Origin of the sequence: Pseudomonas sp. WP18 (genome assembly GCF_036689585.1) — a bacterium.
Lineage (GTDB): Bacteria > Pseudomonadota > Gammaproteobacteria > Pseudomonadales > Pseudomonadaceae > Aquipseudomonas > Aquipseudomonas chlororaphis_E.
On sequence record NZ_CP144758.1, the window covers coordinates 3,564,141 to 3,574,661 of the forward strand.

Here is a 10,521-nt window from a genome sequence, read left to right on the forward strand (position 1 = left end):
CGCAACGCCGATGCAGCGCAGGGGGGTGGCCTTATGAGAATTGGCAGTTTCAACGTGGAAAAAAACGGCAAGTCCTCCACGCTGGAAAAGCAGACGCAGGTGGATATCTTTCTCCACAACTGCTGCTCCAGCAATTATTGGGACGCGGACCTCGTTTTCCTGTGTGAAATACATTCGGCGCAGATCGATAACTACCGTTCGAACCTGGCTGCCATTTACAAAAACTACAGCGTCTATTCCTTCACCGGCGGTCATTCGAATGCCTACATCGTCCTGGTCAAAAGCTTCGAGAGGTTGCAGGTGGTCAGCCAGGGCAGCCTCTTCACCTTGAACAGGGACCTGATTGCCGTCGAAGCCCACGGCGTGAAGGGCTACACCGGCTACGTATTTCTTGCCCATTTCAAGTCGGGACAGAACGGTGTGACCAAAAGCCAGCTTAAGTCCTGCACGGCCTTGGGCGGCAAGTGGGTGGCGACCGGCGATCTGAACCTGGATTACCAGAAGGTGGGAGAACTCGACACCGCCGGGCTGGCTTATGAGTGCTGGGGCGGCCAACAAACCCAAAGCAAGGGCGGCATCCTCGACTGGGTGCTGGCCTCCGTGGATGTCGCTGTCACGCCGGTCGACATCACGGGGCTCGCCCACGTGTTCGATATGTCCGGCCCCGATCACCGCCCCATCCTGTTCGATGTCAGAGGCTGAGCGCATGCCCCGCTCCACCGACAGCAACACCACCCTTTCCCTCACTGCCGCGACGCTGGCCGCGCTGTACCCGGACTCGCTGTCCGGCGAAGAGCGTCTCAACGCACTGGGTTCGCACGTCCTCAACGGCCTCAACGACGGCGCCCCATTGACCCTCACCACGGCCATCGGTAGCCACGTCACCACGACCCTGCACAAGGACGCGCTGCTGCGCCCGCTGGACCTGCTGGTGGCCGAAATCCGCCAGTTGCCCGCCGACGCCACCGCCGAGCGCTATCAACTGCTGCTCAGGCCCTGGCTCTGGTGGTTGGGGCTGGCCAGCAACAATCGGGTGTTCCAGAACCTCGCGACATCGGACATCGTCACGACGATTTTCAAGGCCCACGGCTTTACCGACTTCAAGCTCGAGCTCACCGGCAGCTACAGCCCCCGCGAGTATTGCGTGCAGTACGGCGAAACCGACCTGGCCTTTGTCTCGCGCCTGCTGGAAGAGGACGGGATCTTCTGGTTCTTCACCCACGCGCAAGGCACGCACACGCTGGTACTGGCCGACAACAACGACGCCTTCGCGCCGATCCCTAACGGACCGACGGTGAACTACCTCGGGCAGAAAATTGGCGACCGCGAACTGCATGGCGTCCGGACCGGGCACGTGTCCCTGCAAGCGGTGGCCGGGGTCTACCAGGCGACCGACTACGAATTCACCACCCCCACCACATCGCTCTACAGCCAGGCCGAAGCCGTGGCCGGGCCGAGTTCGATGTACGAGCATCCGGGCGGCTACACCGCCAAGGCCCAGGGCGACGCACTGACCAAGCAGCGAATCGACGGCCTGCGCAGCCAGGCGCAGCGGTTTGTCGGCGAAAGCGACTGCCGCTGGCTGGTGCCGGGGTACTGGTTCACCCTGGCCGGGCATGAAGACCCGGCGCTGAACATCGACTGGGTGGTGACCTCGGTCAGCCACGAGGCCAGCCACGACAGCTACTACAACCGGTTCGAGGCGATTCCCAAGGCCACGGCCTACCGACCGGCCCGCCTCACGCCAAAACCGCGCATGCACCCCCAGACCGCGGTGGTGGTGGGCAAGGCCGGCGAGGAAATCTGGACCGATGAATACGGGCGGATCAAGTTGCAGTTTCCCTGGGATCGCACCGAGAAGAACGATGAAACCTCCTCCTGCTGGGTACGCGTGGTCCTGCCCTGGAGCGGCAAGGGGTTCGGCATGCAGTTCGTACCCCGGATCGGCCAGGAGGTCATCGTCACGTTCATCGACGGCGACCCGGACCGTCCGCTGGTGACCGGCTGCGTCTATAACGGCGACAACGCCTTGCCCTATGCGCTGCCGGCGAACCAGACCCAATCCGGGATCAAGACCCAATCGTCCAAGGGCGGCGGCGGTTTCAACGAGTTGCGCTTCGAGGACAAGAAGGACGCCGAAGAAGTGTTCCTCCAGGCCCAGAAGGACCTCAACATCAACGTGCTCAACGACACCACCGCCACCGTCGGCCACGATGAAACCCTCACGGTGCAGAACGCCCGTACCCGCACGGTCAAGGACGGCGACGAGACCGTCACCCTGGAGAAAGGCAAGCGCAGCGTGACGATCCAGACCGGCAGCGACAGCCTCGACGTCAAGGACACCCGCAGCGTGACCGTGGGTTCGGACCAGACCCACAGCACCGGCGGCAACTACGCGCACAAGGTCACCGGCAACTACGACCTCACGGTGGACGGAAATCTGACGATCAAGGTCAGCGGCACCCTGACCCTGCAAAGCGGCGGCAGCTTCGCGATCAAGAGTGGCGCCGACCTGGCGGCCCAGGCCAGCACGTCCATCAGCCAGAAGGCCGGCACGGCTCTGAGCAACCAGGCCGGCACTTCACTGGAAAACAAGGCCGGCACCACCCTGACCAACGACGCCGGCATCAGCCTGGTGAACAAGGCCGCCGCCGAACAGACCGTGGACGGCGGTGGCATGCTGACCATCAAAGGTGGCCTGGTGAAGGTCAACTGAGGGGAGCGCATCGATGGCCTCGAAAACACTCGACGTGGAACGTGGCGACAGTCAACTGAACGGCCAGTTGATCGAGGGCCGGCTCGACGGCCCACTGCACATCGAAGAAGCCCGCCGCCCCCAGGCGAAACTCAACTACCACCGCGGTGAACTACAAGGCACCAGTACGTTGTATCACCCCAACGGCAAGGTTTCGGCGGTGCTGCCCTTCGTCAACGGCAAGCTGCAGGGGGTGGCGAGTTTTTATGCGGCCGAAGGCGGTTTGCAGCGCCAGGCCACCTACCGCGCCGGCTTGCTCCACGGCGAAGCCAATAACTACTTCCCCGACGGGCAACTGGCCGAGGCCGAGTTCTATCGCGACGGCGTACGCGACGGCCGTTACCGCCGCCTGCACGCCAACGGCAACCCCGCGGTCGAGGCCCGTTACCTCAATGGCCAACTGCTGGAACCGGCCCACGCCTACGCCGAAGACGGCCGCCCGCTGGACGCCGAAGGCAAACCGATCTCCCGGCTGCGCTGGTGGCTGCGGCGCTGGAACGACCCGGCGCAGGCCTGAACTCCTTACTTTTGTAGAGGGTGTACACCGCCTCTGCAGACACCACTGCCCTTGTGGGAGCCGGGCTTGCCCGCGAAGACGGCGGCACATTCAACATATTCATGACAGACACTCCGCTTTCGCGGGCAAGCCCGCTCCCACAAGGGATTTGGGGTGTACGCAGCTTTTGCTCGCACCTGCGCAGGAGACCACCAATAGCTGCACACCCAGCCAGTCAGGGAATCAACATCTGCACCTGCCCCGGCACGACAATCTTGATGACCCCGGCCCAGGAGCACATCAAGGTGCTGTTGGCATCGATGGCCGGCATGTTGCCCAGCAGCAGGGTCGGTGGGCCGCCCGGGATCCAGGGGGTGGCGGTGGCGGGGATGCAGGGCATGGGGGTGAGCACGCCCAGGGCGGCGGCCGTGGCGGCGGCGACGGTCGGGTTGGCCAGGCTCATGCACATGCCGAACGTGGTGACGTTCACCAACGGAATGTGATCCATGATGTTCGCTGCCGGCATCCCGCCAGTCAGCATTCGGTTGACCGGCAATACGTTGAGCACCGCTGGCGCGGCGCCGAAGCTGCATTGCAAGGTGGCGGTGCTGCAGACCTGCGGGCATCCCATCGCGGCGACTCCTTGAAGCGACCCCGAAACCATAGCTCACCTGGACGCATCAGGCCCGCTGATTATCCAGCAACACGCTAACCTATAAGACCCTGGCGTGCTTGTGACGCCTCCCGCGCGCCATTAGATTAGCCAATGATCGATGGCCTCCAAAATAAGCAGAAGGGATAAGCATGGCGTTTACTGATCAGTCCACCCGCGTGCGCGACGGTGAAGAACTCGATGCCAGTCTGATCGACCCGTACCTCAAGGCCCACATTCCGGGCCTCACCGGTTTGCCACGGATCAGCCAGTTCCCCGGTGGCGCGTCGAACCTGACCTACCTGCTGGAGTACCCCGAACAGGAGTTCGTCCTGCGGCGCCCGCCGTTCGGCCACAAGGCCAAGTCCGCCCACGACATGGGCCGCGAATTCCGCATCCTCAATCAGTTGCGCGAGGGGTTCCCGTACTGCCCGAAAGCCTACGTGCACTGCACCGACGAGTCGGTGATCGGTGCCGAGTTCTATGTGATGGAACGGGTCAAGGGCATCATCCTGCGCTCCGACCTACCGCCGGAACTGGGTTTCGACGCTGCCCGCACCGAAGCGCTGTGCAAGAGTTTCATCGACCGGCTGGTGGAACTGCACCGGGTCGACTACAACGCCTGCGGCCTGGCGGACCTGGGCAAGCCCCAAGGCTACGTGGCCCGGCAGATCCGTGGCTGGAGCGAGCGCTACGAAAAAGCCCTGACCCCCGACGCGCCGCAATGGCAGGCCGTCAAGGACTGGCTCAACGACAAGATGCCCGCCGACCACCCGACGTCCAGCATCGTGCACAACGACTACCGCTTCGACAACGTCATCCTGGACCCCGAGAACCCGATGCAGATCATCGGCGTGCTCGACTGGGAATTGACCACCCTGGGTGATCCGCTGATGGACCTGGGCAACAGCCTCGCCTACTGGATCGAGGCCGACGACCCGGCGCCGGTGCAACTGATGCGGCGCCAGCCCAGCCACGCGCCCGGCATGCTGACCCGCCGCGAGTTCGTCGACTACTACGCCGAACGCGCCGGCATTCGCATCGACAACTTCGATTTCTACTACACCTACGGCCTGTTCCGCCTGGCCGGTATCGTCCAACAGATCTACTACCGCTTCTACCACGGCCAGACCCAGGACAAACGCTTCGCGCAGTTCGTTCAGATGAACAAGCTGCTGGAGCAGATGAGCCTGCAGGTCATCCGCAAATCCACGCTCTGAGCGCACCTATAACAAGGGAAACCGCATGTCCAAGACTCAGTTGTTCGACCTCGACGGTAAAATCGCTTTCGTTTCCGGTGCCAGTCGCGGCATCGGCGAGGCCATCGCCAAGTTGCTGGCCCAGCAAGGCGCCCACGTGATCGTGTCCAGCCGCAAGCTCGACGGCTGCCAGCAGGTGGCCGACGCCATCGTCGCCGCGGGCGGCAAGGCCACCGCCATCGCTTGCCACATCGGTGAAATGGAACAGATCAGCCAGGTCTTCGCGGGCATCCGCGAGCAGTTCGGGCGCCTGGACATCCTGGTCAACAACGCCGCCACCAACCCGCAGTTCTGCAACGTCCTGGACACGGACCTGGGCGCCTTCCAGAAAACCGTGGACGTGAACATCCGCGGCTACTTCTTCATGTCGGTGGAAGCCGGCAAGTTGATGCGCGAGAACGGCGGCGGCAGCATCATCAACGTGGCGTCGATCAACGGCATCTCGCCGGGGATCTTCCAGGGCATCTATTCGGTGACCAAGGCGGCGGTGATCAACATGACCAAGGTCTTCGCCAAGGAATGCGCGCAGTTCGGCATCCGCTGCAACGCCCTGCTGCCGGGCCTGACCGACACCAAGTTCGCCTCGGCGCTGGTCAAGAACGACAGCATCCTCAAGACCGCCCTGGCCCAGATCCCGCTCAAGCGCGTGGCCGACCCGAGCGAAATGGCTGGCACGGTGTTGTACCTGGCCAGCGACGCGTCGAGCTACACCACGGGCGTGGCGCTGAATGTGGATGGCGGGTTTCTTTCCTGAGACCCGCATATCCCAGATGTGGGAGCGGGCTTGCCCGCGAAAGCGGTGTGTCAGTCGATGGAGATGCTGGATAGCCCGGGCCTCTTCGCGGGCAAGCCCGCTCCCACAGAGATTTTCCATTGCATCAATGAATATTTATTCCAATATTTGCAATTAGGGAATTTTTATTCCATAAAGAGCCCTCTGACAATAACAACTCAAAGGGCTCTTCTCATGCGCGAACTCGGCATCGGTCTGATTGGCACCGGCTTCATGGGCCGTGCCCATGCCTTGGCGTTCCACCAGGCCAAGGCGGTCTTTGACCTTCCCCACCCCCTGACATTGGCGGCCCTGGCCGACGCCGACCCGCAGCGCGCCCGGCAATGCGCACAGAGCTGGGGCTTCGAGACGGCCCACAGTGACTGGCAACGGTTGATCGAAGACCCCAAGGTCAATCTGGTCGCCATCACCACTCCCAACCATTTGCACTTCCCCATGGCCATGGCGGCGCTGGCGGCGGGCAAACCGGTGTATTGCGAGAAGCCCCTGGCCGTGTCCCTCGACCAGGCCGACCAGATGCGCCAGGCGGCCAAGGCGGCGGGCGTGGTCACCCGGGTCGGCTACAACTACCAGCACAACCCGATCATCCAGTTGGCGCGGGAGATCATCCAGCGCGGGGAACTGGGCTCGATCGTCAGTTTCCAGGGCGAGTTCAGCGAAGACTTCATGGCCAACCCGGCCTCGCCCTGGTCATGGCGCTGCGAAGCGGCCCACGCCGGCGGTGCCCTGGCGGACCTGGGCAGCCATTTGCTGGCGATGGCCCGGCATCTGCTGGGCGATGTCGAGGCGGTGTGTGCCGTCAGCCAGACCGTGCACACCCAGCGCCCCGCCAGCGCCGGCAATCGCGAACAGCGCACCATCGCGGTGGACGACCATGTGCACGCGCTGCTGCGCTTCGCCAATGGCGCCTGTGGCACGGTGAGCAGCAGTTGGCTCAAGCACGGCTACAAGAACCACCTGGCCTTCGAGATCAGCGGCACCCTCGGCACCTTGGCGTTCGATCAGGAACGGCTCAATGAACTGCGCCTGTGCCGCGCCGGCGAAACCGGGTTCCAGCGCCTGCTGGCCGGCCCGGACCTCCCCGGCTACGCCGCCTTCAGCCCGGCCGCCGGGCACCAGTTGGGCTACAACGAACTGAAAACGCTGGAGGTGCAGGAACTGCTCATGGCCCTGGCCGGCGAAGCGGGCCACGGCACGGACTTCGAAGAGGCCTGGGCGGTGGAACGCCTGGCGGCGGCGATTCGCCTGGCGGCGCGGGAGCAGCGTTGGGTGAACATCAGCGAGTTATAACCGCAACCGCTCACTTCAGTGAACGCCCTGTGGCGAGGGAGCTTGCTCCCGCTGGGTTGCGCAGCAACCCCAAAGAGACTGAATGCTGCATACGACCAACCTGACACACCCAGGTGAATGGTTTCAGGGCTACTTCGTAGCCCAGCGGGAGCAAGCTCCCTCGCCACAGGGGCTCGAATCAGTTTGAGCCCTGGCCTTGCAACTCGACCAACCGCCCCGCCAACACCTTCGCCTGACTCGCCACATCAGTCACGGCGGTACTTTCCCACCACATCCCCCGCAGCGGCGGGCCCATGGCGAACAGGCGGTCGGCGGGTTCGCCTCGGGCATTGATTACCGCGCCGTCGGCACGGGCGGCGATGCCCAGGGCCAGCGGGCCGGGCTGGATCAGGCCGCGGGCCAGCAGTTGCTGCGGTAATGGCCGGGCCACCCGGCGCCAGTCGTATTCGATGCCACTGGAGTTGATCAACGCAGCGCCCTGCACCACGGTCGTCCCGGCCTCGCCGCGCCGACGGAGGCGAATTGCGACGGTGCCCTCGGCCGACTCGACCAGCCCCTTGAACGACGCCGCCTGAATCCGCAACCGCCCTTCTTCGTGCAGACGCGCCACCAGTTCCGCACTCAACGGCGGCGAACGGTGGTGATGGCTCTCCCACCAGGGCCGGACATGTCGCACGAACTGCCGGCGCAGTACATCGCTGGCCTGGCTCCACAAGCGCCCGATATGCGCGCGTACCGTGTCCAGCGGCGCCTGCCAATCGATGCCTTGGGCCTGGGCCTGGCGGCACTGGTGACGCAACGCGCGCATCAGTTGGCGCGGCGAACGCAGGCTGTGGTCTTCGGCAAGAAAATCTGCCCACGCCGGCGGTTGGCGGCGCACATGCGGCAACAGCCCATGGCGGGAAAACACTTCGATGGGCCCACGGTGCCCGGCCTGTTCCAACGACACCACCGCATCGACCATGGTCAGCCCCGAGCCGATGATCAACACCGTGGCCTGGGGATCGAGCTGGCGCATCGCGGCCACGTCCCAGGGATCCAGGGCTGCGGCGTTCAAGCCGCTGGATTCGGTCTGCGGCGTTCGCGCCGCCGGGAACATGCCGGTGGCCAGCACGGCGAAACGCCCGCGCAGGACCTGGCCGTCATTCAGCGTCAGCAACACCGCACCCTCGACAAGCTGCAGATCCACCACCTCCCCGCGCACGTGCTCGGCCACGGAGCCGTGCTGAGCGCCGACCGCCCGGGCCTCGTCCAGGCGTTGTTGCACGTACAGGCCAAAGATTCCCCGCGGTGGAAACAACTCGCTGATCGGCACGTGCTGCTGGTCCGACTCGGGCCAGCCACCGGCCTCGATGAACGCGGTGAGCCATTGGGTCAGGTCATCGGCGTTGTCGGGATCGACGCTCATCCGCGCTGCGTTACCGTTCAGGGTATGCCCCAGTTCCACGGCGCTGTAGGCCTCGCCTCGGCCCAGCTCGCTGCGTGGCTCGACCACCAGGACCTCACGGCGGCCCGGCAGGCGCAGCAATTGCGCCGCCAGCAAGGCACCGCTCAGGCCGCCGCCGACAATGATCACATCGGCTTCACGGGCGATGTCCTTCGCCTGTTGCTCCGGCGCTGTCTGCATACCGCTCTCCCCCAGGCTTCAAATCACCACATTGCGTACAAATCGCACCGCCACCGGCCCCTCATTGCGATAGGCGTGGGGCTGGTTGCTGGCGAACATGAAAAACTCACCGGCGCCGATCTGCCGCGCTTCGTCGCCCAGCAGCAGCGTCAGGCAACCCTCGAACACATAGAGCTGCTCGCTCCAGCCGTCGGCGTCGGGTTCAGAAGGATAATGCTCTCCGGGCTCCAGGCGCCATTCCCAGAGTTCGACCTCGCGGCTGGCAGTGGCCTTGGCCAGCAACACCGCCTTGCTGCCGGGGAAAGTACCGGCCCAGGCCAGTTCATTGATGCGGCTGGGGTCACGGGCATCGGGGGCCTGGATCAGGTCGCTGAAAGCCACGTCGAGGGCTTCGGCGACGCGGTCCAGGGTGGTCAGGCTGACATTCTTCTCGCCGGCTTCGATCGCCACCAGCATTCGCCGGCTGACCCCGGACCGCTCCGCCAATGCACTCTGGCTGAGCTGCGCGGCATGCCGCAGGCGGCGGACATTCTGGCTGACGTGTTGCAGGACGGACGCCCGCTGGCCGGATTCTTTGTGCACTATATTGCTCACATGCTGGGGCTGCGCATTATACTGCCCAACTTCGGACGCATTGTGCGTCTGCCTCATGTGGCGCGCAAGGTCATGGCATCGGTGAATACCCCTCAAGCTTCCCCTCGTTTCTCTCGATTCAGCAAGGCCGAATGCGTGCTGGTGCTGATCACCATGATCTGGGGCGGGACATTCCTGCTGGTGCAGCACGCCATGACAGTCAGCGGGCCGATGTTTTTCGTCGGCTTGCGCTTCGCCGCGGCGGCGGCGTTCGTGGCGCTGTTCTCGTGGCGTCACCTGCGAAACCTGACCCTGTTCGAACTCAAGGCCGGAGGTTTCATCGGTGTGGCGATCATGCTCGGCTATGGCTTGCAAACCGTTGGCTTGCAGACGATCCCCAGCAGCCAGTCGGCGTTCATCACCGCGCTCTACGTGCCTTTCGTACCGCTGTTGCAGTGGCTGGTGCTGGGCCGTCGGCCAGGCTTGATGCCCAGCATCGGCATCATGCTGGCGTTCACCGGGCTGATGCTGGTATCGGGCCCGGCCGGGGCCTCGCTGAATTTCAGCGCCGGTGAAATCGCCACGCTGATCAGCGCCATCGCAATTGCCGCCGAGATCATCCTGATCAGCGCCTACGCCGGCCAGGTCGACGTTCGCCGGGTCACCGTGGTGCAACTGGCAAGCACCGCCGTGCTGGCGTTCCTGATGGTGGTGCCCACCCAGGAAAGGCTTCCGGAATTTTCCTGGCTGCTGCTGTTCAGCGCCGTCGGCCTGGGGGCAGCGAGCGCAGCAATCCAAGTGGCGATGAACTGGGCGCAGAAAAGTGTCTCGCCGACCCGCGCCACGCTGATCTACGCCGGCGAGCCGGTCTGGGCCGGTATCGCCGGGCGCCTGGCGGGCGAGCGGTTGCCGGCGATTGCCTTGTTCGGCGCGGCCCTGATCGTGGCGGCGGTGATTGTCAGTGAGTTGAAAACCCGAGGCAAAGGCGTGATCGAGGCGGATGAAGTTCTGGAGCGCGAGGGCTGAGACAGCCCTCTGAACCGGCAAAGTCGGAAAACTCCACCTATCTTGTAGGA

The 10,521-nt window shown here is 64.2% G+C and carries 10 protein-coding genes; 7 read left to right on the plus strand and 3 right to left on the minus strand.

Features of this window, described 5'->3' with window-relative positions:
• The first annotated feature begins 33 nt into the window (after positions 1 to 33).
• The 3 genes from V5F23_RS15615 to V5F23_RS15625 are packed head-to-tail and all read left to right on the plus strand — an operon-like array spanning position 34 to position 3,272.
• Positions 34 to 702, plus strand: coding sequence for an endonuclease/exonuclease/phosphatase family protein (locus tag V5F23_RS15615; RefSeq protein WP_042732225.1), 669 nt, complete (start codon positions 34 to 36; stop codon positions 700 to 702).
• A 4-nt stretch (positions 703 to 706) separates the two neighbouring features.
• Positions 707 to 2,716 carry a type VI secretion system tip protein VgrG gene (tssI, locus tag V5F23_RS15620; protein ID WP_212802663.1) on the plus strand — a complete coding sequence of 670 codons (2,010 nt, stop codon included), beginning with the start codon at positions 707 to 709 and terminating at the stop codon, positions 2,714 to 2,716.
• Positions 2,717 to 2,729: 13 nt separating this feature from the next.
• Positions 2,730 to 3,272, plus strand: a complete 543-nt coding sequence (locus V5F23_RS15625) for a toxin-antitoxin system YwqK family antitoxin (protein WP_042732223.1) — start codon at positions 2,730 to 2,732, stop codon at positions 3,270 to 3,272.
• A 214-nt stretch (positions 3,273 to 3,486) separates the two neighbouring features.
• Here V5F23_RS15625 and V5F23_RS15630 read toward each other — a convergent pair whose 3' ends face one another.
• On the minus strand, positions 3,487 to 3,882 hold the full coding sequence (locus tag V5F23_RS15630; protein ID WP_042732222.1) for a DUF4280 domain-containing protein: 396 nt from the start codon (positions 3,880 to 3,882) through the stop codon (positions 3,487 to 3,489).
• A 173-nt stretch (positions 3,883 to 4,055) separates the two neighbouring features.
• Between V5F23_RS15630 and V5F23_RS15635 the strand changes: the two genes are divergently transcribed.
• The 3 genes from V5F23_RS15635 to V5F23_RS15645 all read left to right on the plus strand — a co-directional run bounded on the left by V5F23_RS15635 (position 4,056) and on the right by V5F23_RS15645 (position 7,245).
• Positions 4,056 to 5,123, plus strand: coding sequence for a phosphotransferase family protein (locus V5F23_RS15635; RefSeq protein WP_047738853.1), 1,068 nt, complete (start codon positions 4,056 to 4,058; stop codon positions 5,121 to 5,123).
• A 25-nt stretch (positions 5,124 to 5,148) separates the two neighbouring features.
• A complete protein-coding gene (locus V5F23_RS15640; RefSeq protein ID WP_042730564.1) occupies positions 5,149 to 5,916 on the plus strand; it encodes an SDR family oxidoreductase in 768 nt (255 codons plus the stop codon).
• Positions 5,917 to 6,129: 213 nt separating this feature from the next.
• Positions 6,130 to 7,245 (plus strand): Gfo/Idh/MocA family oxidoreductase, encoded by a 1,116-nt coding sequence (locus V5F23_RS15645; RefSeq protein WP_042730565.1) that lies wholly within the window; start codon positions 6,130 to 6,132, stop codon positions 7,243 to 7,245.
• Positions 7,246 to 7,423: 178 nt separating this feature from the next.
• Here V5F23_RS15645 and V5F23_RS15650 read toward each other — a convergent pair whose 3' ends face one another.
• Complete coding sequence (locus V5F23_RS15650; RefSeq protein WP_212802664.1) at positions 7,424 to 8,872, minus strand: FAD/NAD(P)-binding protein; 1,449 nt, start codon at positions 8,870 to 8,872, stop codon at positions 7,424 to 7,426.
• An 18-nt stretch (positions 8,873 to 8,890) separates the two neighbouring features.
• A complete protein-coding gene (locus tag V5F23_RS15655; RefSeq protein ID WP_042730567.1) occupies positions 8,891 to 9,454 on the minus strand; it encodes an XRE family transcriptional regulator in 564 nt (187 codons plus the stop codon).
• Positions 9,455 to 9,466: 12 nt separating this feature from the next.
• Here V5F23_RS15655 and V5F23_RS15660 point away from each other — a divergent pair, with 12 nt between their 5' ends.
• Complete coding sequence (locus V5F23_RS15660; protein ID WP_338498926.1) at positions 9,467 to 10,471, plus strand: DMT family transporter; 1,005 nt, start codon at positions 9,467 to 9,469, stop codon at positions 10,469 to 10,471.
• Positions 10,472 to 10,521: the final 50 nt, after the last annotated feature.